Genomic DNA, 25,711 nt, shown 5'->3' with positions numbered 1-25,711 from the left:
GGACGGGTGCTGCATCGCGGGCACATTACAGCGAATGATCGCACATACCGATATCCGTGCCGGCGGCTGGGTCGCCGCGCTGCCCGAGGGCTGGCGCCCCTATGCGCTGCTGATGCGCGCCGACCGCCCGATCGGCTCCTGGCTGCTGTTCCTGCCTGCCCCTTGGGCCTTTGCCCTGGCGGCACCGGATGCCGGGACGGGACTCTGGCTGACCCTGCTGTTCGGGGTGGGGTCGGTGGTGATGCGGGGCGCGGGTTGCGTGGTGAACGACCTCTGGGACCGGGATCTGGACCGCCAGGTGGCGCGCACCGCCGGGCGGCCGCTGGCCTCGGGCGCGGTCAGCGTGACCCAGGCGCTGGTCTTCCTGGCGGTGCTGGCGGCGATCGGGCTCGGCATCCTGCTGCTGCTGCCGGTGGCGGCGGTCGTGCTTGGGGCGGTCTCGCTGGTGCCGATCGCGCTCTACCCGCTCGCCAAGCGCTTCACGGACTGGCCGCAGGCGGTGCTGGGGGTGGTGTTCTCCTGGGCGGCGCCGATGGGCTGGATCGCGGCGACCGGGGCGCTGGCCCCGCCGGCGTTGGCGCTGTGGCTGGCGGGGTTCTGCTGGATCCTCGGCTACGACACCATCTACGCGCATCAGGACCGCGAGGATGATGCCAAGGTCGGCGTCCGCTCCTCGGCTTTGGCACTCGGCGAGCGCACGCGGGTCTTCGTTGCCGCCTGCTATGCGGCGATGCTCGGCTGCCTCGGGCTTGCGGGATGGATGGCGGGGGTGGGGCCCTGGTTCTGGCCCGTCCTGCTGTTGCCGGCGGCGCTGCTGGCACGGCAGGTGGTGAAGCTGGATATCGCCGATCCGGCCCTGTGCCTCCGGCTGTTCAAGGCAAATCGGGACGTGGGCATAGCGGTGGCGCTGGCCTGTCTCGCCGGGCGGCTGTGAGCGAGGCCTTCATCCGCGCCCATACCACCATCGCCCGCGCGCCGCTGGTGCCGGAAATCGCCCTGCACCTTGCCACCGAAATCACCCCGATCTGGCAGGCGATCGAATCCTGGCTGGAACGGGAGGGGATCGCCCCGCCCTATTGGGCGTTCGCCTGGCCAGGCAGCCAGGGGCTGGCGCGGATGATCCTCGATGATCCGGCGCTGGTGCGTGGGCGGCGGGTGCTGGATTTCGCCGCTGGTGGCGGGCTGGCGGCCATTGCGGCGATGCTGGCGGGGGCTGCCTCGGCCGATGCGGCGGAGATCGATCCCCTCGCGCTGGCCGCCTGCCGGCTGAACGCGGCGCTCGCCGGGGTCTTGATCGGCACCGACCCCGGCGATGTGCTGGCCGCGTCTGGGGCCTGGGAGGTCATCCTGGCCGGTGACGTTTGCTACGAGGCGCCCATGGCCGCCCGGGTCATGGCCTGGCTGCGGGCCGCCGCCGCGGGGGGCGCGCTGGTGCTGCTGGCCGATCCGGGGCGCGCCTATGCCCCGACAGAAGGGCTGCAAGAACTGGCGCGCTTCACTGTGCCGGTGACGCGGGAACTGGAAGATCGCGACGCGCGGGAGGTGACAATCTGCCGGGTGGCGGCAGGCAAGGGCGGTATTCCGAGCCTCCCCATTCTGCGCGCTTGAGTCGTTGCATATGACGATTTAATCGTGCCGGTCCACGAATGAGGTGTGTGCCATGGCTAGCTTGGAAGCTATCTTGTCCACCCCAGTATCCTGGGCGTCGCATAAGACGGACCCGGATGTGGCCGCCTTTCTGGATGATCTCCAGGCCAATATCCTGAAGGGCCATGGCCGCCACTTCACCGCGAACCTGTTCCTCGGCTTCGATGGCATGGCGCCGGATGCGGTGGCCTCCCTGCTCCGCGCCTTGTCGGGCTACGTGACTTCAGCGCTGCAACAGCTTCTCACGAACCGCTCGAGCGCTGGGCCGAAGATAGACGGCGGCCCGGTGCGCTGCCTGTTTCTCAGCGCTTCGGGGTACCGGGCATTGGGCGGGCTCGCAAAGATGCCGGACGACACGGCTTTGCAGGAAGGCATGCGAAGCCGAGGCGCAAGCCTGGGTGACGCGCCCGAGACGGAATGGGGCGAGGGTCCCTGGCGGCCTGGGGGCCGAGCGCCCGATGCCATGCTGCTTCTCGCCGACAGCAGCTTCGACCGTGTCACTGGTGACCTTGAGGAGATTGAGCGCTGGATCAACGGGACCGGGGCGCGGGTGCTTGGCGTCGATCGGGGGCGCGCCCAGTTCCGCACCTTCGCGCCGGCAAATGGGCCCGAAGGGGTCGAGCACTTCGGCTATGTCGATGGCCGCAGCCAGCCGCTGTTCCTGGTCGAGGACATCAAGAAGGAAAAGCCGGCCGGACCGGAACCCAAGTGGAACTTCGCCTTCAATCCAGCACAGTTCATTGTGCCGGACCCAAATGGCAAAGGGCGGCATTCCGCGGGTAGCTACTTCGTCTATCGCAAGCTCGGGCAGAACGTCCGTGGCTTCAAGGCCAGGGAACGGGAACTGGCCGAGGCACTGAGCCTGACAGGGGATGACGCCGAGCGGGCAGGGGCCATGGCGGTCGGCCGATTTGAGGACGGCACGCCTGTGGCCCTCTCGGCCACGGAAACGGGCGCCAAGCCGGTCAACGACTTCAACTACGCGGTCGATCCCGACGGCCTGCGGTGCCCGTTCCACGCCCACATCCGCAAGACCAATCCGCGTGGTGACATTGTGCGGCAGTTTTCGGCGGCGGACTCCGCGGAACGCAATCCGATCATGGCGCGGCGCGGCATCCCGTTCGGGGACCACGAGCGCCTGTTCGACGAAGCCGAGGGGGCGGAGCCGGAGAGCGACGTCGGCCTGATCTTCATGGCCTACATGGCCAGCATCAGCGACCAGTTCGAGTTCACGCAGAAAAGCTGGGCGAACGAGCCGAAATTCGTGCGGGGCTTCAAACCTGGGGATCAGCCAGCCGGGATTGACCCGGTGATCGGCCAGAACGCCGATCCCGCGACGCACGAACAGACCTGGCTGGATGGCTGGATCGGGGGTGCTGCGCCAAGCAAATTCGCCTTTGCCCATTTTGTGAAGCTGCTGGGCGGCGAGTACTTCTTCGCCCCCTCCCGCTCGTTTCTCCAGAACCTAGGGCGATAGGGCCAGGGGTCAGCGCGTCGCTTCCTGCAAGAACCGCAGCAGCGCCGCCCTGTCCTCGGGATTGTCCACCCGCTGCATCGGCATGGTTGTGCCGGGGGTCACCTCATCGGGGCCCCGTGTGAACAGGTCGGCCACGGTCTCCGGCGTCCAGATGATGTCGCCCTGGGCGAGCCGCGCGGAGTAGCGATACCCCGGCAGACTGCCCATGCGACGGCCGAAGATCCCGTGCAGGCTGGGTCCGGCAAGGTTGCCCGGCCCCGGCTGGAGCGAATGGCAGGCGCTGCAAGCGCGAAAGACCCGGGCGCCCTCGGGGTCCAGGCCCTCCGGCAGCGCCGCGGGCTCCGCCCCGAGGGGCGAGAGATGCCGCCCCGTCGCCACATCCCAGGCGCGGACCCGCCGATCCGCGCCGCCGGTCCAGAGCGTCGCGCCATCGGGCGAGAAGGCGACCGACCATACCGGCAGGCCTGGGCCCTCCAGCACCCGCAACAGCCGCCCGGCGCCGAGGTCGTAGAGCGCCACATCCCCGCCCAGCGACGCCGCCGCCAGCACTCCCTGCGCCACCGCCAGCGAGACCACCGGCCGGCCGGCCCCGGCCAGCATCTGCTCGGCGCCGCCAGGGCCGATGAGTTGCACCGCGCCATCCACCCCGGCGACCGCAAGCCGCGCCCCCGGCACCGCGACCAGCGCCGTGCGCGGCAGTCCCAGCTCCGCAAGGATTTCCCCACCAGGCCAGAGCCGGACCGTCCCGTCGAAGCCCGCCGAGGCCAGCACCCCATCATCGCGGAAGGCGACGGCATTGACCGGGCCCTGATGGGCCGTGAACACGGCATCCGGCCCCCAGATCCGCACCGCACCATCCCAGCCCGCCGAGGCCAGACGCCCGTCAGGCGCGGCGGCCAGGCCGGCGACCGGCGCGGTGTGGCCCCCCAGCACCTGGGCGGGGTCCGGTCCCGGATCCTCGGGGTGCCAGAGCGCGATCCGGCCATCCGCGCCCGCACTCGCCAGCCTGCCGTCAGCCAGCATGGCCAGCGCATTCACCCCACCGGCATGCCAGCGCAGGACCCGCCGCGCAGTGCCGGCGGCGGGGTCCCAGAGGATCACGGCCGAGTCGAACCCCGCGCTGGCCAGCAGGCCCGGCGCCGTTGCCAGCGCCCGCACCGGCCCGCCATGCATGGCCGGGGCCTCCTGCGCCAGCGCCGGGGTGGCGAGCAGCAGCAGCAGCGCGGCCAGGCGGCGCATGTCAGACCAGGGCGTTGTCGCGCGCCACCACGCGGCCGCCGCTGATCACCAGGCGGCGGGAGGGCTGGGCAACGACGGCCTCGGCGACGGATTGCGCATCGACCAGCACGGCCTCGGCCAACATGCCGACGGCCAGACCATGGCCGGAGAAGCCGCAGCCAAGGGCGGCGGCGCCGGTCACGCAGTCCAGCGCCACATCGATCTGGTCGTCGCGCCGGAAGTCGTTCTTGAGGCCGATGAGCATGGCCCGCTGCAACATGTCCGGCGCGCCATAAGGGGTCCAGGTGTCGCGGATGCCGTCATTGCCGCCGAAGATGGTGACGCCGGCGGCGCGGCAGGCGGCAACCGGCGGCACGTTGCGCGAAGGCGGGGCCGTGGTGGCCAGCGCGATCCCCGCCTCCGCCAGCAAGGCCAGCAGCCCGGACTGGCGCGCGGGCGCGACATCGCCGAGGCAGAAGGCGTGGCTGATCACCACGCGCTTCTGCATCCCGAGGGCCAGGGTGCGCTCGACGGTCAATTCCAGGGCGAAGGCGCCAAGCTCGCCGGGCTCATGCAGATGGATGTCGAGCGGCTTGCCGGTCTTCCCCGACAGGGCGAAGACCGCATCCAGATGTCCCTTCGGATCGCGGTCGATCCCGGAGGGATCGAGCCCGCCGACGATATCCGCCCCATCGGCCATGGCCGCGGTCAGCAGTTCGAGCGTGCCCGGCCGCACCAGCAGCCCCGATTGCGGGAAGGCGACGACCTGGATCTCCTGCACCCCGGCCTGGGCCTCGCGCAGTTCGAGCAGCGCATGGACGTGCTTCAGCCCGATCTCGGTATCCACATCGGCGAAGCTGCGGATCCGGGTGGTGCCGAGGGCGAGGAAGCGATCCGCCACGGCGCGCGCCTGCCGCGCCGGATCCAGGCCGAGCAGTCCGCGCTGCCGCCGCTCATTGGCGATGCGGTCGCCGAGGAGGGGGCCGCACTCATTGCGGTACCAGGGCATGTCCCAGAGCGATTTATCGAGATGGGTATGACCTTCGATCAACCCCGGTAGAAGCAGGCCACCGGCCCCATCCTCGTTCGCGGCGCCGGAGGGCGCGGTCAGGTTGCGGCCGAAGGCGGCGAAGCGGCCGTCCTCGACCAGCACGTCGCAGCCGGTGCCGTCGGGCAGGCGGATGTCGCGGAGCAGGAGGGCCTTCATGCGAATACGGATCCCGAGGGTGCGGCGGCAGGTTTGCCCCTCGGCCTCATCTTCGCAAGGCGCACGAAGGGGATGGTCCCTTGCCGGACGGCACCCCTGTGGTCCTGCCGGGGTTGCCCCATAAAAGGTGCATCATCTAGTCTTTCCGCCCGAACGATGTAAGGTCGCCGCCATTCAACGACCTGTCCGCGCAACGAAAGGCAGGCAATTGGGGGAAACAAGATGAATCGCAGGATCTTCGCCAAGCTCGGTCTTGTGGCCCTGAGCCCTCTTGCTGGTGGTCTCTTTCCCGCGTCGGCGCTTGCCCAGGTGGCCGACAGCTTCCCGACCCGCCCCATCCGCCTGGTCATGCCCTATGCCCCCGGCGGGCCTGGCGACATCTTCAGCCGCGCCGTCGGCCGCGGCATCACGCAGCGCCTGGGGCAGCCGGTGGTGGTGGACAGCCGGCCCGGCGCCGGCGGCGTGCTGGGCCTGGAGATCGTCGCGAAATCGGTTCCCGATGGCTATACCATCGGCCTCGGCGGCACCGGTTCGCTGGCCGGGGCGCTGAGCCTGATGCAGCAGACGCCCTATGATCCGCTGAAGGATTTTGCGGCGATTTCCATGATCGCGACGGTGCCGGAGATCCTGGCCGTGCATCCCGGCGTACGGGCCACGACCGTCGCCGAGCTCGTGGCGCTGGCCAAGGAACAGCCGGGCAGCCTGTCCTATGGCTCCGGCGGCATGGGCACCGGGCCGCATTTGGCCGGCGAGCTGCTGCGGCTGCGCACCGGCATCGATATCGTCCATGTGCCGTATCGTGGCGCGGCGCCCGCGACCACCGACCTGGTCTCCGGCCAGATTCAACTCATGATCGGCGAGGGGCCGACGATGATGCCCTTCGTCCAGGCCGGCAATCTGCGCGCCCTGGCGGTGACGACGCGGTCGCGCCTGGCCGCCCTGCCGGATGTGCCAACCCTGACCGAGGCGGGCGTGCCCGATATCGAAATGGAGAACTGGTATTGCCTGCTGGCCCCCGCGGCGACGCCGCCGGCACGGCTGGCCCTCCTGCGCCGCGTCGTGGTCGAGACGCTGAACGACCAGGAAGTCCAGCGCCTTTTCGCCGCCCAGGGCGCCAGCCCCGCCCCGGGCACGCCGGAGGCACTGATGGCCCATATCCAGCGGGAGATCACGCGTTGGGCCGAGGTCTCCGCCGCCGCCGGCAGCAGGACGAACTGACATGGCGGGCCAGACATTCGCCCAGAAGGTCATCGCCCGGACCATCGGACGCGACCAGGTGCAGGTCGGTGACTACGTCACCGTCTCCGCCGACTACACCGTGTGCCAGGAGCTGTTCTGGCCCAGCCACAAGGCCAACCTCGAACGCATCGGCGTCGATCGCATCCCGCGCCCGGACAAGGCGGTGATGGTGATCGACCACTCCACCTCCGCAGCCATGGGCTCGCACCACTGCGAGACGCATCGGACATTGCGCGACTGGTGCGGCGTTCAGGGCATCGAGAATTTCTTCGGCCCCGGCAGCGGGCTGCGGCATTTGGTGATGACGGAGCGCGGCTTCGCCCGGCCCGGCCTGCTGATCTTCTCCGACGAGGGCAATATCGCCAGCATCGGCGCGGTCGGCGCACTGAATATCCCGATATCGACCGAAGTCCTCGTTTCCCTCATCAGCGACGAGAACTGGCTGGCGGTGCCGCCCTCGGCGCGGATCACGCTGGACGGCAGCCTGCCCTTCGGCGTGACCGCGCGCGACCTGATCCAGACCATCATCCGCGACTTCGGCACCACGGACAGGCTGCTGGGCTGCTGTGTGGAATTCGCCGGGCCGGCCATCGCCGGCCTGTCGCTGGACGACCGGCAGACCATCCTCGCCTCGCTGTTCCACAGCGGCGCCTATACCGGCGTGATGCCGGTTGATGCGGTGGCGCGCGCCTATGTCGAGGCCCGCGCCGCCGGCCGGCCGTATCACGTCACCGAGGCCGACCCGGATGCAGCCTATGTGCTGGAGGCGCGCTACGATCTCGGCGCGCTGACGCCCATGGTCACGCGGCCGCCGGACTTGCATGGCGCGGTGGCGGTCGGCGAGGTCGCGGGGCAGCGGATCGACCAGGCCACGATCGGCTCCTGCTCCGGCAACCGCATCGACGACATGCGCGCCACGGCCGAGATCCTGCGCGGCCGCAAGGTCGCGCGGCACGTTACGCTCTACATCACCCCAGGTAGCCGGGAGGTCTATTCCGCCGCGGCGCGCGAAGGGCTGCTGGAGGTGTTTTCCGACGCCGGCGCCACAGTGCTGGCACCGGGCTGTACGACCTGCTGGGGCTACCAGGGGCAGCTCAACGACCACGAGGTGCTGATTTCGACACAGCAGTTCAACTACCAGGGCCGCAATGGCAGCCGGCTGGCGGAGGTCTATCTCGCCGGCCCCTATGCCGTGGCCGCCGCAGCGGTGGCCGGGCAGATCATCGATCCGCGGGAGATGCTGGCGCCATGAGTGACACCAAGCTGCGCGGCAGCATCTGGAAATTCGGCGACAATGTCAGCGGCGATGACGGGATCATCGAATTCAGCATCATCCGCGAGGGCTTCGGCAAGGCCTTCGACGAGGACGCGCTGCGCGCCATGTGCTTCCGCCGCCTGCGCCCTGAATTCCCGGCCGAGGTGCGGCCCGGCGACCTGGTCGTTGGCGGGTCGAACTTCGGGCACCACAACCACGTCGAGGTGAGCGTCGCCATCAAGGCGTCAGGCATCGGCGCGGTGGTCGTCGAATCCTGCGAATCCGGCATCATTCGCCGCGCGTTGAATGTCGGGCTGCCGATCATGATCTGCCCCGGCATCGCCGCCGCGGTGGAGGATGGCGAGATGCTGGAGGCCGATCCCGCAACCGGCCTGGTCACCGCCGCCTCGGGCCGCGTGCTGCACGCGCGCCCCTTCTCGGCCCGCATGGTGCAGGTCTGGCGGGCCGGCGGCGCAATCCCGCTGCTGCAGCAGGAATTCGCGGCACGCCGGGCGGCCGCGCCGGTGGGCTGACCGCGCTCGCGCGCTGCCTGCCGCAAAAAAGAAGGGGCGGCCCGTTGCCGGACCGCCCCCTCGTTCAGACAGTGATTTCCGAAGTTCGGGAAATCAGAAGTCCATGTCACCCATGCCGCCCATGCCGCCCATGCCGCCGCCGCCCATCGGGGCCTTCTTCTCAGGACGCTCGGCAACCATCGCCTCGGTCGTGATCAGAAGGGAGGCGACCGAAGCCGCATCCTGCAGCGCCGTGCGAACGACCTTGGTCGGGTCGATGATGCCGGCCGCGACCAGATCCTTGTACTCGCCGGTCTGGGCGTCGTAGCCGTAGACGTAGGTGCTGTCGCGAAGGACCTCACCGGCGATCACGGCGCCGTCCTGGCCGGCGTTGGCGGCGATCTGCTTCAAGGGCACCTGGATGGCGCGCTTGATGATGTCCACACCGACCTGCTGGTCGTGGTTGGCCACCTTGATCTTCTCCAGGTTCTGCGAGGCGCGGAGCAGGGCGACGCCGCCGCCCGGCACGATGCCTTCCTGAACCGCGGCGCGGGTCGCATGCAGCGCGTCATCGACGCGATCCTTGCGCTCCTTGACTTCCACTTCCGTGGAGCCGCCGACGCGGATGACGGCAACGCCACCGGCCAGCTTGGCCAGACGCTCCTGCAGCTTCTCGCGGTCGTAGTCCGAGGTGGTCTCCTCGATCTGCGCCTTGATCTGCTCGCAACGGCCGGTGATGGCGGACTTCTCGCCAGCGCCGTCGATGATCGTGGTGTTCTCCTTCTCGATCCGCACGGACTTGGCGCGGCCGAGCATGGCGAGGGTCACGTTCTCGAGCTTGATGCCGAGGTCCTCGGAGATCACTTCGCCACCGGTCAGGATCGCGATGTCTTCGAGCATCGCCTTGCGACGATCGCCGAAGCCAGGCGCCTTCACGGCCGCGACCTTCAGGCCGCCGCGCAGCTTGTTCACGACGAGCGTGGCCAGGGCCTCACCCTCAACGTCTTCGGCCACGATCACCAGCGGGCGACCGGACTGAACGATGGCTTCGAGCAGCGGCAGCATCGGCTGCAGCGTCGAGAGCTTCTTCTCGTTGATGAGGATGTACGGGTTTTCCATCTCCGCAATCATCTTCTCCGCATTCGTGATGAAATACGGGGAGACGTAGCCGCGGTCGAACTGCATGCCTTCGACGACATCGAGCTCGGTCTGGATGGACTTGGCTTCCTCGACGGTGATGACACCCTCGTTGCCGACCTTCTCCATCGCCTTGGCGATCATCTCGCCAATTTCGGTCTCGCCATTCGCCGACAGCGTCCCGACCTGCGCCACTTCGGCCGAGGTCGTGATCTTGCGGGTCTTGGCTTCCAGCTCGGCGACAACCGAGGCCACGGCGAGGTCGATGCCGCGCTTCAGGTCCATCGGGTTCATGCCGGCGGCAACGGCCTTGCAGCCCTCGCGGATGATGGCCTGGGCCAGCACGGTCGCCGTCGTGGTGCCGTCGCCGGCGGTGTCGTTGGTCTTCGAGGCCACTTCGCGCACCATCTGGGCGCCCATGTTCTCGAACTTGTCGGCCAGCTCGATTTCCTTGGCGACCGTCACACCGTCCTTGGTGATGCGGGGCGCGCCGAAGGACTTGTCGAGGACCACGTTGCGGCCCTTGGGGCCCAGGGTCACCTTGACCGCATCGGCCAGGATGTCCACGCCGCGCAGCATGCGCTCACGTGCATTCGCGCCGAACTTGACGTCTTTGGCAGCCATGTCGCTGTCTCCTTAAATACTTATGGAGGGGGGGGCGGAAGCGGCGATCAGGCCGCCTTCTTCGCCGCGGTCGAGGTGTCGAGGACGCCCATGATGTCGCTCTCCTTCATGATGAGGAGATCTTCGCCATCGAGCTTCACTTCGGTGCCCGACCACTTGCCGAACAGGACGCGGTCGCCAGCCTTGACGTCGAGCGCGCGCAGCTCGCCCTTGTCATTCAGGGTGCCGGAGCCGACGGAGACGATCTCGCCTTCCTGGGGCTTTTCCTTGGCGGAGTCGGGGATGATGATGCCGCCGCGGGTCTTCTCTTCAGCCTCGACGCGGCGAACGAGAACGCGGTCATGCAGGGGACGGAAGGCCATGGGTGTGTCCTCTCCTCATGCCAGAATTTGGTGTCATGGCAGGTTACGGAACCACCTCGGGGCAGGGCGCGTTAGCACTCACCGTCGAGGAGTGCCAGCGATCTAGGCCCTCTGGCCGTTGCGGTCAAGAGTTTGGCAGCACTCTCGGGGAGAGAGTGCCAATCGATTGTTTCCGCACGATTTTTGTTGATGCCACCCTCACCGAACATGTCACGATGCGTTGGTTGACAGGAGGAATGCCGCCGCGAACGGCGCTCAACAGGACAGGATACCCCTATGGACCTCACCGGTATCGAAAGCTTCATCTCCCCCCGGGTGCTGCCCGACTGGCGTCTGACCACGGCGGAGATCCTCTACAAAATGCCGGACCATCCGGCCGTGCTTCAGACCTTCATCTGGCAGAAGCATGACCTGGCCCCGCGCTTCCCGGAGCTGCACCGCTTCCTGGAGTTCTGGCGGCGGGAAATCGAGGGGCCGTTGCATTCGATCCGGGTCGCCTCGGCCGCGCTGACCCGGCCGGCCGAATTCCGCTACGCCAATGGGGTGTTTCGCCTGCATTGATGCCGATAGGGTCGGTCCATGACCGACCCTTCCGTGCTCCTCTCCCGCAGCGAGGGCGTCCTGACCCTCACCCTGCACAATCCCGGCGCGCGCAATGCGCTGACCGATACGATGGTCGCAGCCGTCATCGCTGCCCTGAAAAACGCCACCACCGATCTCGCCACGCGGGCGGTGGTGCTGGCGGGGACGCCGCCCGGCTTCTGCGCCGGGCAGGACCGTGCGGTGCTGCGTGGCCTGACCGTCGGCAACGTCGGTGCCTGGGTGGAGCGGCTCGGTGGCCTCTACGATGCGTTCCGCGCCTGCCCGCTGCCCGTCGTCGCCGCAATCGGCGGGGCGGCCGCTGGGGCGGGGCTGCAGATGGCGCTGTGCTGCGACCGCCGGATCGCGAGCCCCGCTGCCCGACTGTTGCAGCCTGAGATTCTGGCGGGACTTGCCTCCATCATGGGCCCGACCCTGATCGGGATGCATGTGGGCCTCGGCATCACCCAGCGCCTGGCGCTCGCCTGCGAAACGCTGGATGCCGAAACCGCGCGCGACCTGAGGCTGCTGGACGAACTCGTTCCCGCCGAGGTGCTGTTGCCGCAGGCCGAGGCCGCGGCGCGCAAGATGGCCACCGCGGACCCGACTGCCTTCCACCTCACCAAGGCCTGGCTGCGCGAACAGACGGAACCGGCCTTTCGCGCGGCGATCGCCAGGGGGCTGACGGCGCAGGCCGAGGCGGTCGCCTCAGGGGCGATCAGCCGCGCGCTGGGTTCGGCCTGAGGCCAGCGCTCAAACCTCGGGGGGCTCCAGCCTCTCGGTCCGGTATTCCGGCAGGCCGTCATGCAGGCGCTTGGCCGTATCATAAGCGGCAGCATCCAGCCCCGGCCGGCGGTAGAAGGCGCCGCGCACATGCAAGTAGTGCGCGGCGGCGCGCAGGAAGGCTTCGCGCAAATACGGCTCGGGCGGCTGCGGATTGCACCAGAATTCGGCCAGCGTGCCTGGCGAGACGAGGCCTTCGATCCGATACAGCGCATCCCCGAGCGCATAGGTCGGCAGGCGTTCGACGATGGAGCGCATGCCGACGGTGCTGGTCACCGTCACCACCCCTTGGCAGTGCTCCACGATATCGCCGAGATTTCCGCCGCCCAAATACTCCACCCGTTCGGCAATCCCATGCCGGCCGGCGGCCTGCCGCACCCGGCGGGACCAGTTCTTGGCGAAGGGGTCGAGCGGATGCACCTTCACCAGGAGCCGTGCCGCGGCCGGCGCGTGGCTGGCGAAGGAGGCGAATACCTCCTCGATCACCGCATCGTTGTCGGGGTAGTGCGAATAGGCGCGGATGGCGAAATCCGTCTCCATCTGCATCGCCAGCAGGAACAAGGGGCCACGATCCTGGACCCGCGCCATCACCCGCGCCGCATGCTGGTTGGCGAAGCGCCGCAGCACCAACCGCAGCGCCATGCCCAGATAGATCTGCACCGGGGTGTGCAGCTGGTGCGTGGCATAGCGTCGGAACCGCCAGGACACCGCCGTGTCCAGCGAATAGCGCATGTCCCAGATTGCCTGGTTGAAGAAGGAATCCCAAAACCGCACCACCAGATCCGGCGGGCCAAGAGGCGCCGCCAGCCGCAGGATCGCGTCGCGGTCGCGCGGGAAGCGGCTCGTGCCGTTCATCCCGTCATGCTCCAGGGTGATCCAGTCAGGACGCATGTAACCGAAATCGGTGACGGCGACGTTGATACCCCGCAGCTTTGCGGCGGCGATGGCGCGCAGATGGTACTCGCGCGCCTCCCCCAGCAGCACAATGTCGGTGATCGCGTGCTCATCGAGGAAGGTGTCCAGGAAGGCTGGCCACTCCTCCGGAGCCCCGGTGAAATCCGTCGCGTTCGGTCCGGTCCAGAGCCGCCGGTCTCCTCCCGACAGGTTGATGCGGAAGGTCGCATGGCCCCAACCGCGCAGCTGCGCGCCCACCATGTCGAAGAAGGGGCCGATCGGCCCCTGCAGGAAGAGGAACCGCTTGGCTGCGGAATCTTGCCGGTCTTGCATCGTTTCGTGTGCGTGGTTGATGGCTTCGACGTGCGGTGTCAACTCGGCACCTGCGCCTCGTCAATGCGGCCGCCCCATAGCGCCCAACTGCGATCGACCGGCGCCGGCAGACGGGCCATGGCCTGGCGCATCGCGCGGTTGGTGTCGAGGATCCAGGAGATCTCCACCTCGGCCCAACCGCGCCTCTCGGCATGGTCGATCGCGGCGGAGAGCAGCGCCCCCATTGCATGGGCGGATACCGGGGCGCCGCGCACCGCGGCGACGGTCCCCAGCAAGGGGATGCGCGCGCGCTTCGTGCCCCCGGGCAGCATCGCCCGCGCCATCCGCGCCCAGCCCCAGGGCAGCAGGCGGCCGCCACAGGCTTCGGTGGCCGCGGTGGGATCCGGCAGGATGGCGCAGAGCCCGATCGGGCGGCCACGCCAGATCGCGAAGAAGACCTCGCCGGTCAGCAACGCCGGGCGCATCAGCCTGCCGATGCCGCTGGCCTCGGCCGGGCCGACCGGGGTCGCGCCCCAATTCGCGGCCCAACCGTCGTTGTAGAGCGCCGTGACGAGTGCCGTGTCCTCGGCGAAGCGGCGCCGGTCGAAGCGGCGGATGGTCAGATCGCCCGCGCCCGTCCAACCCGCCAGCAGCCGTGCGGCGCGGGCGCGGTGCTGCTCCGCCGCGACTTGCAGGAGGCACGCATGGACCGTCATCTCCCGCTCCAGCCCCGCCGCATCCAGCATGGCCGGCAGCCAGTCGGGCGTGATCGGCGTGCGCAGGCTGCCAGGGCGGCCGAAGCCGGAGATCAGCGCACCGATGTCGTGGTTGATGGACACCGACATCGGACCGCGCCATCGGCTCACCCCGCGCTGTGCCAGCCAGGATCGTGCGGCTTCGAGCAGCGCCGCCAGGATCGCGGGATCCCTCTCCAGCGCGAGGAAGCCGAAGCTGCCCAATGCCTCGCCGGGCAGGAGGGGGCGGGCGGCGCTGATGCGCCCCACGGCACGCCCATCGCGATATGCCAGGAAGCGGGCGATGTCCCATTCCTGAAGGATGGGGCTGGAGCGGGGATTGAACACCATCCGCGCCTCCGCCAGCAGCGGCACCGACCAGCCGGCCGCCACCCCGCCCAGCCGCGCCGGCAGGCGGAGGAAGATCTCGGCGTCAGCCGCGCCCGTGACCGGGCGGGTCGAAACTCCAGCACCTGGCATAGCTTGAACGATCCGCTGTCATCCGGCTCGGCGTTGCGCGGCATCCGCATGGGCCAGGCAGGCAGCCGCGGTCCGCAGATCCTCGGGGGTATGCGCGGCCGACAGGAAGAAGCGCAGCCGCGCCGATTGTTCCGGAACGGCGGGGAAAATGATGGGCTGCACATTCACCCCGGCCTCGGCCAGGGCGCCCGACAGTCGGACGGCGCCCACCGAGGAATGGGTGATGACCGGTACGATCGCATGGCCGCCGGAACCGCCGGTATCGAACCCCGCCTCCCGCAGCAGTCGCAGGAACAGGGCGCCATTCGCCGCAAGCTTGGCGACGCGCTCGGGCTCGGCCTTGAGGATGGTCAGCGCCTCCAGCGCCGCCGCGGCCAGGGCCGGGGCGATGCCGACGGAATAGACGAAGCCGGGCGCCGTGTGGCGTAGCCAGTCGATGAAGGTCGCGCGGCCGGTGACGTAGCCGCCACAGGCCGCGAGCGTCTTGGACATGGTGCCCATCCAGATATCGACCTCGCGCGGATCGATCCCCTGGGCCTCGGCGATGCCGCGCCCGGTGCTGCCGAGCACGCCGAGCGAATGCGCCTCATCCACCATCAGCCAGGCATCGTGGGCGCGAGCGATGGCGATGAACCGCGCCAGGTCCGGCACGTCCCCATCCATCGAGTAATGCCCCTCGATCAGCAGAAGCACTCGTTCCGCGCCGCGTCGCGTATCGGCGAGCGCCCGTTCGGCGGCCTGCCAGTCATTGTGCGGGAAGGCGATCCGCCGGGCGCCGGACAGCTTGGCGCCCTCGAGGCAGGAGTTATGGATCGAGGCATCGTGCAGGATGACATCGCGCGGGCCCATCAGATGCCCGATCACGGTGACATTGGTCGCATGGCCGGAAACGAAGGCCAGCGCGGCCTCGGCGCCATGGTGCTCGGCCAACGCCGCCTCCAGCGCGCCATGCACCGGCCGCTCGCCCGATACCGTGCGGGAGGCGGAAGCCGAAACACCGTAGCGGTCTATCGCCACATGTGCGGCGGCCGCTACCCGCGGATCGGCGTTGAGCCCCAGATAGTCGTAGGAGGAGAAATTGATGACCTCCCGCCCTGCAATCACGCTATGCGCGCCGGCCCGCGCGTCATGCGGAATGTTGAAGGGGGAGGGGAGGTCCAGGCTGTCCAGGGCCGCCTGGATCAGACCGAAGTCACGCAGGCCCGGCAGGGAAGAGAAATCGCGAGGGTCATCGGGCGCCAGGGCTTCGGCCACCCGCCGCTTCGCCAGACGCTGCACCAGCTGCAGGCGCTGTTTTGCAGAAAGGCCGAAGCCGCCGCCGGTGCCTATGCTCATGCCGGTATCATACCCGTTACTGCCAGTCCGTAGTTATTCTTGGTTACAGGTATACGAGGACCGGCTCCATGACAGGAGATCAATCTCCCGTGTCGGCGGAGCTGGGCTCGAAGCTCGCGACCAGGGCCGACATCGCGGCTTCCGGCGCCGCATTGGTCAGGCCTTCGGCCAGCCGCGCGGCGAGCGAGGCAATGGTCAGATCCTCGGTCACCGCCGCCAGGGGGACCGGCTGGCCCAGCCGCTGTTCCAGGGCGTTGCGCAGTTCCAGCGCACCCAGGCTATCCAGGCCAAGCGAGGCAACCGGCACCTCCGGCGAAACGCTGTCCGGTGGCAGGCGCAGGATGCGGGCGATCTCGGCGCTCGCCAGGATCACCAGCCGATCCCGAGCCGCTTCAGGCGAGAGAGCACGGAGTTCGGCCTGCAAATCCTCGGCCGGCTGCGCCGCGACGGTGCCGCGCAGCGCCTCGAACATCGGCTCTGCCAGGATCGGCAGGATGGCCCCGGCTTGGCCCCACGAGACCTGTGCCAGCGCCACCACGGGCTCGCCCGAGGCCAGCAGAGCCGGCAAGGCATCGAGCGCCGCGGCGGCGGGCATCGGAGTTGCGCCAATCCGCCGCTGCAGGCTGGCCGCGGTCGCCGCATCCGCCGCCAGCACCCCGGCGTCGGCGATCGGGCCCCAGGCCACTGCCAGCGCCGGCTGCCCGGCGGCATGGCGGCGGCGCGCCAGCGCCTCCAGCGCCATATTGGCCGCGACGTAATTCGCCTGGCCCGGATTCCCGAAGAGGGTGGTGGCCGAGGAGAACAGCAGGAACAGGCTCAGCGGATCATTCGCCGTCAGCTGGTCCAAGGCCAGCGCCGCACCAAGCTTGGGCCGCAGCACCGCGGCAAATCGGGCGGTATCGAGCCTGGTCGCCGCGGCATCATCGAAGGCGGCGGCGGCATGGACGACGCCGCCGATCGCCCCGTCGCCTCGAATGGAGGCCAGCACACCGGCGAGCATCGCAATATCCGCGACGTCGCAGGCATGGACCGTGGCATCGGCGCCGAGTGCTGCCAGCGCAGCGATCGCCCGGTCCACCCCAGGCGTTGCCGGCCCGCGGCGGGAGACCAGCGCCAGCCGCTTCACGCCGCGCGCCGCCAGCCATTTCGCCGTTTCCAGACCAAAACCGGCGGTGCCGCCGGTGACCACGACGATGCCTGTGGGCGGCGACCAGGCGGCACGGCTCTCCGGCAGGACCGCCTGATCCGCGCCGGGCGGGCGGATGACGACCTTCCCGATGGTGGCCGAGACCTGAAGCATCCGGAACGCCGCCTCGACCTCGGCCGCCGAGCGCAGCACATGGGGCAGGGGGCGCAACGCACCCTGGGCAAGCAAATAGCCCACCCGCCGGAGCGCCGCCTGGGCAGCGCCAGGGCGGGCCGAGGGAAGCTCATCCACATCCACGGCGAAATAGGTGACATTGCGCCGCATCGGCCGCAGCGCCACGCGACGGTCCTCGAAGAAGTCGCGCTTGCCCAGCTCGATGAAGCGGCCGAAGGGTTTGACCAGCGACAGGCTGCGTTCCATCGCCTCGCCGGCCAGGCTGTTCAGGACGACGTCCACGCCTTCCGGCCATTCGGCGCGCAGCGCGTCGGCGAAGCCCGGATCGCGGCTGTCCAGCACCAGCTCGGCACCGGCCAGCCGCAGAAAGGCGCGCCGCGCCGGGGTGCCGGCCGTGGCCGCGACCCGCGCACCGGCGGCAAGCGCGATCTGCAAGGCCGCGAGGCCAACGCCGCCGGCACCGCCGTGGATCAGCACCGTCTCGCCAGGGGCCAGCCGCGCACAGGCCTCCAGGGCGTGAATCGCGGTCAGAAAGGCGACCGGCAGGGTCGCCGCCTCGGCCGGATCCATGCCTGAGGGAAGCGGCACCAGCGCCGCGTCGCGTGTGACCACGCGATCTGCCAACGCATCGGGGGCGAAGCCGAAGACGTGATCCCCAGGCCGCAGCGTGGCGCCGGGGCCGACCGCCTCGACCACCCCTGCGCATTCCATGCCAAGCCCCGGACCGGCGAAGCCGTCGAGCAGCGCTTCCTCGGGCAACAGCCCCTGGGCCCACATCACGTCGCGGAAATTCAGGCCGGTCGCCAGGACCCGCAAGCTGACCTCACCTGGCCCCGGATCGCGCGGGACATGGGTCTGCCATTGTAGCGTGCCGAGATTGCCGGGCTGCTCGACGACGAGCTTCCGACAGCCCTCCGTCACCGGCGGCGGCATCGGACCCAGACGGGGAGCGAGGCGAGCGGTTGGCGTCAGCCACACCTCCGGCTCATCGCCCGCAAGTGCCTCAAGCAGGCGTGGTGCGGCCTCGGCCGGCTCCAGGGTCGGATCGAGATCGATGCGGCGAGGCTTGAGCTCAGGCATTTCATTGGCGAGCACGCGCAGCATGCCGAGCAGGGCGGCCGCGGCCGGGCTTGCTCCCGCAGCACCCCGAACCGCGACAGCGAAGCCCGCAGCCGTTCCTCGTGCAGCTTCGGCGAGTTGCACGGTGGCATGCAGGGTTCCAGCCAGATCGGAGGTCCCGGGATCGAGCAGCATCAGCACCTGGGCGCCACGCAGTCGGCGCGGCGAGAGATGGGTGGCATCCTCCAAGGCAAGCTGCTCGGCCGGACCGGGCAACAATGCGGCCACGGCGTCGGCGAGCGGCCGCGCGGCCGCATCGGCGACCAGGATCCGGGGCGTGATGTCCATGATCGGGGCGGTGGCGACAGGGGCGCTGCGGTGCGCGGCCAGCAGCAGCGCAGGCCAAGGGGCGGCAATCAGCGGGCGTGCTTCGACGCCCTCAAAGCCAGCTTGCAGCAGGGCGTCGGTCCAGGCCGCCGCCTCCGGCGGGGCGGCGCCATTCCACCAGCCGGGATCCTGGCCGCAGCACAGGTCGAGCAGACGTCCAGGCGCCGGTTCGGCCAATAGCAGCAGGCCGCCATCGGCCAGCACGCCTGCAAGGCCTGGAAGGATTTCGCAGCCCGCGCGATGCAGCGCGGCGGGCGCGACGCCGATAACCAGATCCGCAGGCCCCGGCAGGAGGCCCTGCGGGTCCCAAACGGCCTGAAGTATCTCGACACCCGGGGGCGGCGCCGGGGGGGCCGTGGCCTGGATTGCGGCGAGTGTCAGCACGACGCGTCGGCCCGATCCCGCCAGGGCGACTGCAAGCGGCGCACACAAGCCGCCGGAACCGATCTCCAGAATGCGCAAGGGGCGTGCGGCGGGCCAATCCGCCACCGCGGCGATTGCGGCCGCCGCCAGGACCTCGGCCAAGCGCGCGAAGCCGCCACTGCTGGCCGGCGGTGGCGGGCACGGCTGCGGTGTCCCCGCCAGGGCGGCGGGGAGGGTCTCGAGCCCACGCGCCAGCCAGGCCAGATCGGGTGCAAGGGCGGGCTGCTCAGCCAGCACCTGGCGCCAGATATCCCCGGCCGCCGGCAGGGCCGCGCCTTCGATCGGGATCGTCCCTTGGCCGGAGGGCGCGAATTCGGCGATGCCATCCTCGACCAGGATGCGGTCGGCGGCCTGGCGCAGCGGACCGCGGAACAGGGCCGACTCGCCACCGGCGAGCGCGAGCTGGACGGCGGAGGCGACACAGGCCTCAAGCAGGAGCGTGGTTTCCTGAAGGTCGAGCGCGAGATCCCTCGCCTCGGCGGCCGGCAGCGCGCGGGCAAGGGCCAGTGCCGCATCGGGAGCGGCGGTGGGACCGCCCGGCATCGGCAACAGCCGAGGCAGGAAGGCTTCCGGCCGGCTGCCCTGCGGCAGGCGAACGCGCTGCAGCCAGAGGTCGCGCAGCACCGCGACCGGCCGGCCCGCTGCATCCAGAAGCAGGATATCGGCCGAGGCGGCGCGGCTGCCGCGCCGGGTGACGACCAGCCGGGCCTCGGCCGGCGCGGCCGCGCCACGGCGCAGCACGAGCCGCCCGGCACGCACCGGCAGCGGCACCTCGCCCGGCGACAGGTCGGCGGATACCAGCCCAAGGAGTCCCTGGAAGGCGCCATCAAGGACGGAGGGATGCAGGCCCCAGGCCGAATCGGCCGGTGCTGTCGCGGGCAGAGCCAGGCGCACCCTGCCGTGACCGGCGCCGGCATTCGCCGTCACATCCAGCACCGACGCAAAAGCCGGGCCGTAGCCAAGCCCCATGCGCAGCGCGCGTCCGCGCAGCTTGGCGCCGCCAACATGCCCGGTGCCGGCGGGCGGCAAAGGCCAGTTCTGTGCCAGGCTCGCGCTGGTGGGCAGGGCGGCCTCGGGCGCCACGCCGATTCGGCCGCGCGCATGTAGGCTCCAGCTCTCATCCGCGAGGCGACGGCGGCTTTCCAGCCGCAGCTCGCCCTCGGCCGAAAGGCTTGTGCGGATCTCGCGGGCCCGATCGCGCTCCAGCGCCAACGGCCGCAGGATCTGGAATGCCTCGACCTCCAGCATCGCGGCTTCCGGGAAGCGGGCGGCGCAGGCGGCGAGGGCCATGTCGAGCATGGCGGCGGCCGGCAGCACCGCCTCGCCTGCGAGCGCGTGATCGGCCAGCCAGGGCATGACCATGGTGTCGAGGCTGTTGCGCCAGCGCGCGGGCTCCGCCCCATCGCGGAAGCCGAGCAGTGGGTGTTCCAGCACCGGATCGGTCAGCCGCGTCGCTTCCAGGCTGGACGGCAACCAACTGCGGCTGCGCGCGAACGGCGTGTGCGGCAGGCTGCTGCGCGCGGCGGGGCCCTGGAAGGCAAGGCCGGCCCGCGGGTCGGCGCCGCGGCAATAGGCGCGGTCAGCGATGGCGGGCAGGGGATTCCCCGGCGGGTCGCGGCGCGACAGGGAGGCCAGGATCGCCGCTTCGGCACCCGCTGAACGGCTGGTTTCCCGCAAATAGGATTGCAGCACGGGATGCGCGCCGATCTCCAGGAACACCCGCGCGCCGGAGCCCAGCGCCGCCGTGGTCGCGGCCTGGAACCGTACCGGAGCCCGCAGGTTGCGCCACCAATAGCCGGCATCGGCGGTCGTGCCGTCGAGCAGCGCCCCGGTAACGGTGGAGAAGAACGGAAGCCCGCCCGGCTGCGGCGCCAGATCCGCCAGGACCTTGATCAGATCGGCCCGGACCGGGTCCATCAGCGAGGAATGGAAGGCATAGTCGAGGTCAAGCTCGACGCAGGAAATCCGGGCGACCTTGGCCGCCGCCGCCAGCCGCGCGATGGCCGCGCCGGGCCCGGCGATGGTCAGGGCACCCGGCCCATTCATCGCGGCGATTTCCAGCCCTGGCCCACATTCGGCCAGAAGCGCTGCCGCGGCGGCTTCGGTGGTACCGAGCGCCGCCATGCGCCCAAGGCCCCGGGTCGGCGCCTGCGCGCTGCTGCGGGCGACGATCAGCCGCGCCGCTGTCGGCAGATCCAGGATGCCGGCAGTCAGGGCCGCGGCGACCTCGCCCACGGAATGGCCGAACACGGCCGCGGGATGCAGGCCCTGGGCGGCCAGGGCCGCCACGGTCGCCGCCTGGGTCGCGAAGATCAGGGGTTGCGCGAATTCCGTCGCCTGCACCTGGGCCTCGGTCACCCCGGCCTCGATCATTGCCAGCACGGACCAGCCGAGCAGCGGCGCCAGCACGGAATCCGCGGCCCGCATCCCATCGCGGAAGGCTGGATCGTGGAGCGCGTGTTGCGCCATCCCGGGGTATTGCGCGCCGTTGCCGGAAAAGACGAAAGCAAGCGAACCGGTGCCGGCAACCATGCCCTCGGTCGCAGCCTCCGGCCTTTGGCCCCGGCGCCAGGCAGCGAGTGTCGCAGCCATATCCGGGGCATCCGCGCCGCGAATGGCCAGCCGGTGGGTGGCTTGGTCACGGTGGCGTGCCACGCCACGGGCGAGCGCGCCGGCATCGGCATCCGGGGCCCCAAGCTCCGCCTCCCAGACCGCGGCCAAAGCCGCAAGCTGCGGTGCCGAGCGGGCAGAGAGCAGCAGCGGCGGCGGCGCCGCCGCGCTTAAGGGCGCGAGGGGCCCCGGATTCGCGGCGGGGGCAAAGCCCAGCAGCGCCGTCGCGTTGGTCCCGCCAAAACCGAAGGAGTTGACGCCGACGACCGCATCCTCGCCGCCCGAGAGGGGTTCGGCCACCTGCACGACGCGCAGGTTCAACGTATCGAAGGCGATATTGGGATTGGGCGGGCTGGCATGCAGGCTGGGCGGCACCATCCGGTTTTCGAGCACCAGAATGGCCTTCAACAGCCCAGCGATGCCGCTGGCGGGTTCCAGATGGCCGACGTTGCCCTTCACCGAACCGACCGGCAGCGGCGTCGTGCGCTTGCGCCCGACCGCATGGCCAAGGGCGCCCGCCTCGACCGGATCGCCGACCTGGGTGCCGGTGCCATGCGCCTCGAAATAGGCGATCTGCTCCGGATCAATCCCGGCTTCGGCCATGACCTGGCCCATCAGCCTTGCCTGCGCCCGCTCGTTCGGCAGCGACAGGCCGATGGTGTGTCCAGCGCTGTTGACGCCGGTGGCCAGCAGCAGGGCGCGCACCCGGTCACCATCGGCCAGGGCTTGGTCGAGGGGTTTCAGCAACAGCGCCCCCGCCCCCTCGGCGCGCACATAGCCGTCGGCGCCGGCGCCGAAGGCGTGGCAGCGACCGGTTGGCGACAGCATGGAGGCACGGGAGAACCCGATATAGGCGTAGGGCGAGAGCAGCAGCTGCACCCCGGCAACCAGCGCCGCATCGACACGGCCAAGTCGGATCGCCTGCGCGGCCAGATCCAGCGCGACCAGTGCCGACGAACAGGCGGTATCGACCGTTTGCGCGGGGCCGCGCAGGTCGAACACATTGGTCAGCCGGTTCGCCAGGATGGAAAGTGCATTGCCGGTCATGAAATACCGGTCGGCGCCGGCAGGGTCGCCCAGCCGCAGCTCGGCGTAATCGGTCGTGGAGCCACCGACATAGACGCCGATCGACTGCCCCGACCGTCGCGCCGTCGTCATCCCCGCATCCTCGAAGGCATGCAGTGTGACCTCGAGCAACAGGCGTTGCTGCGGGTCCATCTCGGCGGCCTCGCGGGGGGAGAGGCCAAAGGCTGCGGGGTCGAAGGCCGCGACATCACCAACATGACCGGCCGCGAAGGTATAGGAGCGCCCGGCCTCGCTGGCCCGCGGATGCAGGAAGCGGGTCTGGTTGAAGCGGTCGGCCGGCAGCGTTCCAACGGCGTCGATGCCCTGCCGCAACAGGGTCCAGTAGGCCTCAAGGCCATCCGCGCCCGGCAGACGGCAGGCGGCGCCGACAATGGCGATGGGCGTGACGGGCGGGGTCGTCATGCGCTTGGAGCTTGGGCGCTTGGCCGTGGCGCGACCTTGCCGGGTCACGTCGGCAGCGGTCGTCATGACGTCGGCTCGTCAATGCGGGCGGTGATGCTCGTCCGAGACGCGTGCGCGACCGGGATGCCTCGCACCTCAACCTTCCCCGCAACCAGGACGGTTCGCCGGCTCTGCGGCACGACCCGCGCGAGAAGGGCATCCACCTTGGCGAAATGGTCTGCCCAGCTGGGGACCCGCCAGCTCTGCAGTCGCTCAACCTGTGCGGCGCGCGCGGGGCTGTTGAGCCGCGCATAATCGAGCACGGCCCTGCGCCAGCCGAGCCCGTCCAGCGGATCCAGGTAATCGGGGCTGTTGCCGCCGACCTCCCGCAATGCCGGCAGGTCCGAACAGATCGCCGGAACGCGCAGCGACAGCGCCTCGGCGAGCGGCAAGCCATAACCCTCGGCGAAGGAGGGGAAGAGCAAGGCCCGCGCACCGCGCAGCAGTTCGGCCACAGTGCGATCCGAAACCTGCCCAACCTCCTGCACCAGCCCGCGCAGCCCGGTGCAGCGTTCGAGCATGTCGAGGACATTCTCGTTTTCCCAGCCACGGCGGCCGATCACCAGCAGACGGGGCGCGCGCGGGCCGAGGGTGGCGGCGAATTCGCGCCAAAGGTTGAGCAGCAACAGGTGGTTCTTGCGTGGTTCGATGGTGCCCAGGGTGACGAAATAGGGATCGAGCGAGATGGGTGGCACCGGCACCTCGGGCAATACGATGCCGAGGGGGGCCACCAGCACCGGCGGCGGTGCGCCTCGCAGAGTTAGGTGCGGCACCAGGCACGCCGCGGTCGCTGCTGAATTCACGATCACCGCATCGGCCAGTGCGGCGGTGGTGCCGATTCGTCGCAAATGTCGCGCCGGCTGCTTGGGGCGGGCATATTCTGGATGGGTTGCGGGAATGAGGTCGTGGATCAGCGGCACGAAGGCGCAGCCCGCGTCGCGGAGCACCTCGATCGGCTTGCCATCCTCCAGGGCACGGTGCGAGACGAGCAGAAACGCCTTGCGGCCCGGCCGGGCCAGCATCGTCCGCAGGGCACTCAGGCCAAGGCCAGCCATCGCCCTGGCCCTCAAGGACAACATGAGGCCGCGCACCCGCCGCGTCGCGCTTGCTGTGGGTGTGTTGGTCCAGACGTTTTCCAACGTGGCGACCAGGGCCGCGACCAGCGGACGGGGCAGTATCCCGAACCGCCCAATTAAATCCTGTGCAACGAAGACGGACCGTTCCTGGGTCTCAAGGAAGTGCCGCGCATAGGCCAGTTCGACCCGGTCGATCCCCGACGGCGCCTTACGATCGCCTGAGGACAGTAACCGCGACACGTCGAGAATGACCCGGACAGGTTCGGCGGTATTCCCTATCAGCGCCATGAACCGCTCCTACCGCCAGAATGCCCCACGTCGTCCTAAACCCGATGACGCAGCGCAGCATAATGGCACCGCCATGGTTCATTTGTCATTCACGAACCTGTGGGACTTCATATCATGTGTCAATCCATAAAATGGGACGATGCGCAATAAATTTACTTATACGTAATGACAGGTCACGCGATATGCCGCTCTCAAAGAGCGTTAGTTTACTTAAGCTCAATCGTCGCCCGGGCGAATCACATTTGTGCGCAGTCCGTCGACCAACACCTCGCGCATCGTCTCCGCACTTTTACGGCGAATGTCGGCCCAGGCTTCCGGGGTATGAAATGCACTGTGCGGCGTGATAACCAAACGTCCATCCAGCCAAGCCTCCCGCGCGCGGTAGGCGGCGAGAAGGCGAGGTAGTGGGTCCACCGGCGGCTCGACCGGGATGACGTCCAGCCCTGCCCCGGCCAGGTGCCCGGATTTCAGCGCATCATACAGCGCCTCGATATCCATGACCGGCCCGCGGGAGGTGTTCACGACCACGGCACCGGCGGGCAGCAGGGCGAGTTCGGCCGCGCCGATCATGTCCTTGGTGGTGGAGGTGAGGGGGGTGTGGAGCGAAAGCGTATCCGTCTGGCGCAACAGGTCCTGCAGGCTGCGCGCCCGCTCGATGCCGAGGGCCCGATCCACGCCATTCGGCAGGTAGGGATCGAAGAAGACCACGCGCCAGCCGAAGGCCTTGGCCCGCAGCGCCACGGCCGTGCCCATCCGCCCCAGTCCGACGATCCCGAAGGTGCGGGTCTGTGGCCGTTGAATCAGCGGGCTGTCGAGGTAGCGCCAGGGCGCCGAATTGCGCTGGGCTTCGTGATGCAGGAACAGGCCGCGCCGCAGCGAGAGGGCCAGCGCGATCGAGTGATCGGCCACCTCCATCGTCCCGTAGTCCGGCACGTTGCAGACCGCGACCTGGCGCTCTGCCAGCGTCGCGCGGTCCAGGCGATCATAGCCGACGCCCATGCGGACCACGACCTTCAGCTTCGGGAAACGCGCGATATCGGCCGCCCGCAGCCAGTGGCGGAAGATGAACAGCCCATCGACCTCGGCGCAGACAGCATCCGAGAGAAGCGAAAGGTCGGCGTCGTGCGGCGCGCCGCCATGGATCATGCGGACCGTCGGTCCCAGAATCTCCTGCTCAAGAACCGTGTCGGGATACATGGCTTCAGGTTCGAGAACGGTCAGCATG

At 69.5% G+C, this 25,711-nt stretch carries 18 protein-coding genes; 8 read left to right on the top strand and 10 right to left on the bottom strand.

The features are described from left to right. Positions 1-34 precede the first annotated feature (34 nt). From ubiA to C8P66_RS16870, 3 genes are all read left to right on the top strand, one after another. Positions 35-934 carry a 4-hydroxybenzoate octaprenyltransferase gene (gene ubiA, locus C8P66_RS16880; protein WP_111399452.1) on the top strand — a complete coding sequence of 300 codons (900 nt, stop codon included), beginning with the start codon at positions 35-37 and terminating at the stop codon, positions 932-934. Next, positions 931-1,608 (top strand): class I SAM-dependent methyltransferase, encoded by a 678-nt coding sequence (locus tag C8P66_RS16875; protein WP_245903634.1) that lies wholly within the window; start codon positions 931-933, stop codon positions 1,606-1,608. Before ubiA ends, C8P66_RS16875 begins: the two co-directional genes overlap by 4 nt. Positions 1,609-1,726: 118 nt before the next feature. Continuing rightward, the gene (locus C8P66_RS16870) at positions 1,727-3,124 is read left to right on the top strand and encodes a Dyp-type peroxidase (protein ID WP_211314179.1); all 1,398 of its coding nucleotides are present in this window, start codon (positions 1,727-1,729) and stop codon (positions 3,122-3,124) included. A gap of 9 nt (positions 3,125-3,133) precedes the next feature. On the opposite strand, the gene C8P66_RS16865 is transcribed toward C8P66_RS16870, so the two are convergent. Next, on the bottom strand, positions 3,134-4,363 hold the full coding sequence (locus C8P66_RS16865) for a c-type cytochrome (RefSeq protein ID WP_111399450.1): 1,230 nt from the start codon (positions 4,361-4,363) through the stop codon (positions 3,134-3,136). 1 nt (position 4,364) lies between these two features. Then, positions 4,365-5,549: an amidohydrolase family protein gene (locus tag C8P66_RS16860; protein WP_111399449.1), complete on the bottom strand. Its 1,185-nt coding sequence runs from the start codon at positions 5,547-5,549 to the stop codon at positions 4,365-4,367. 222 nt (positions 5,550-5,771) lie between these two features. Between C8P66_RS16860 and C8P66_RS16855 the strand changes: the two genes are divergently transcribed. The 3 genes from C8P66_RS16855 to C8P66_RS16845 are packed head-to-tail and all read left to right on the top strand — an operon-like array spanning position 5,772 to position 8,576. Continuing rightward, positions 5,772-6,767, top strand: coding sequence for a Bug family tripartite tricarboxylate transporter substrate binding protein (locus C8P66_RS16855; protein ID WP_111399448.1), 996 nt, complete (start codon positions 5,772-5,774; stop codon positions 6,765-6,767). 1 nt (position 6,768) lies between these two features. Beyond that, positions 6,769-8,040: a 3-isopropylmalate dehydratase large subunit gene (locus C8P66_RS16850; protein ID WP_111399447.1), complete on the top strand. Its 1,272-nt coding sequence runs from the start codon at positions 6,769-6,771 to the stop codon at positions 8,038-8,040. Then, entirely contained in the window at positions 8,037-8,576 is a 540-nt protein-coding gene (locus tag C8P66_RS16845) for a 3-isopropylmalate dehydratase small subunit (RefSeq protein ID WP_111399446.1), read from the top strand. Before C8P66_RS16850 ends, C8P66_RS16845 begins: the two co-directional genes overlap by 4 nt. 93 nt (positions 8,577-8,669) lie before the next feature. Here the strand turns inward: C8P66_RS16845 and groL are convergent, their stop codons facing one another. Beyond that, entirely contained in the window at positions 8,670-10,316 is a 1,647-nt protein-coding gene (groL, locus tag C8P66_RS16840) for a chaperonin GroEL (protein WP_111399445.1), read from the bottom strand. Between the two features lie 47 nt (positions 10,317-10,363). Continuing rightward, the gene (groES, locus tag C8P66_RS16835) at positions 10,364-10,678 is read right to left on the bottom strand and encodes a co-chaperone GroES (RefSeq protein WP_111399444.1); all 315 of its coding nucleotides are present in this window, start codon (positions 10,676-10,678) and stop codon (positions 10,364-10,366) included. A 276-nt stretch (positions 10,679-10,954) separates the two neighbouring features. On the opposite strand from groES, the gene C8P66_RS16830 reads away from it, so the two are divergent. Together C8P66_RS16830 and C8P66_RS16825 are read left to right on the top strand one after the other, a co-directional pair. Continuing rightward, entirely contained in the window at positions 10,955-11,239 is a 285-nt protein-coding gene (locus C8P66_RS16830) for an usg protein (RefSeq protein ID WP_111399443.1), read from the top strand. Between the two features lie 18 nt (positions 11,240-11,257). Next, positions 11,258-12,001: an enoyl-CoA hydratase/isomerase family protein gene (locus C8P66_RS16825; protein ID WP_111399442.1), complete on the top strand. Its 744-nt coding sequence runs from the start codon at positions 11,258-11,260 to the stop codon at positions 11,999-12,001. Positions 12,002-12,010: 9 nt separating this feature from the next. On the opposite strand, the gene C8P66_RS16820 is transcribed toward C8P66_RS16825, so the two are convergent. From C8P66_RS16820 to C8P66_RS16795, 6 genes are all read right to left on the bottom strand, one after another. After that, entirely contained in the window at positions 12,011-13,267 is a 1,257-nt protein-coding gene (locus C8P66_RS16820; protein ID WP_111399441.1) for a capsule biosynthesis protein, read from the bottom strand. A gap of 38 nt (positions 13,268-13,305) precedes the next feature. Further along, a complete protein-coding gene (locus C8P66_RS16815) occupies positions 13,306-14,460 on the bottom strand; it encodes a hypothetical protein (RefSeq protein WP_111399440.1) in 1,155 nt (384 codons plus the stop codon). Between the two features lie 18 nt (positions 14,461-14,478). After that, positions 14,479-15,795 carry an aminotransferase class I/II-fold pyridoxal phosphate-dependent enzyme gene (locus C8P66_RS16810; protein ID WP_111399439.1) on the bottom strand — a complete coding sequence of 439 codons (1,317 nt, stop codon included), beginning with the start codon at positions 15,793-15,795 and terminating at the stop codon, positions 14,479-14,481. A gap of 79 nt (positions 15,796-15,874) precedes the next feature. Beyond that, complete coding sequence (locus C8P66_RS16805; RefSeq protein ID WP_111399438.1) at positions 15,875-23,149, bottom strand: type I polyketide synthase; 7,275 nt, start codon at positions 23,147-23,149, stop codon at positions 15,875-15,877. Continuing rightward, on the bottom strand, positions 23,146-24,486 hold the full coding sequence (locus C8P66_RS16800; RefSeq protein ID WP_111399437.1) for a glycosyltransferase family 4 protein: 1,341 nt from the start codon (positions 24,484-24,486) through the stop codon (positions 23,146-23,148). The genes C8P66_RS16805 and C8P66_RS16800 overlap by 4 nt, the downstream gene beginning before the upstream one ends. 216 nt (positions 24,487-24,702) lie before the next feature. Continuing rightward, entirely contained in the window at positions 24,703-25,710 is a 1,008-nt protein-coding gene (locus tag C8P66_RS16795; RefSeq protein WP_111399436.1) for a C-terminal binding protein, read from the bottom strand. Between the last annotated feature and the right edge of the window lies 1 nt (position 25,711).

This window comes from Humitalea rosea, assembly GCF_003253705.1.
In the GTDB taxonomy this organism is placed as follows: domain Bacteria; phylum Pseudomonadota; class Alphaproteobacteria; order Acetobacterales; family Acetobacteraceae; genus Humitalea; species Humitalea rosea.
This window is presented reverse-complemented; position numbering and strand designations above follow the sequence as displayed.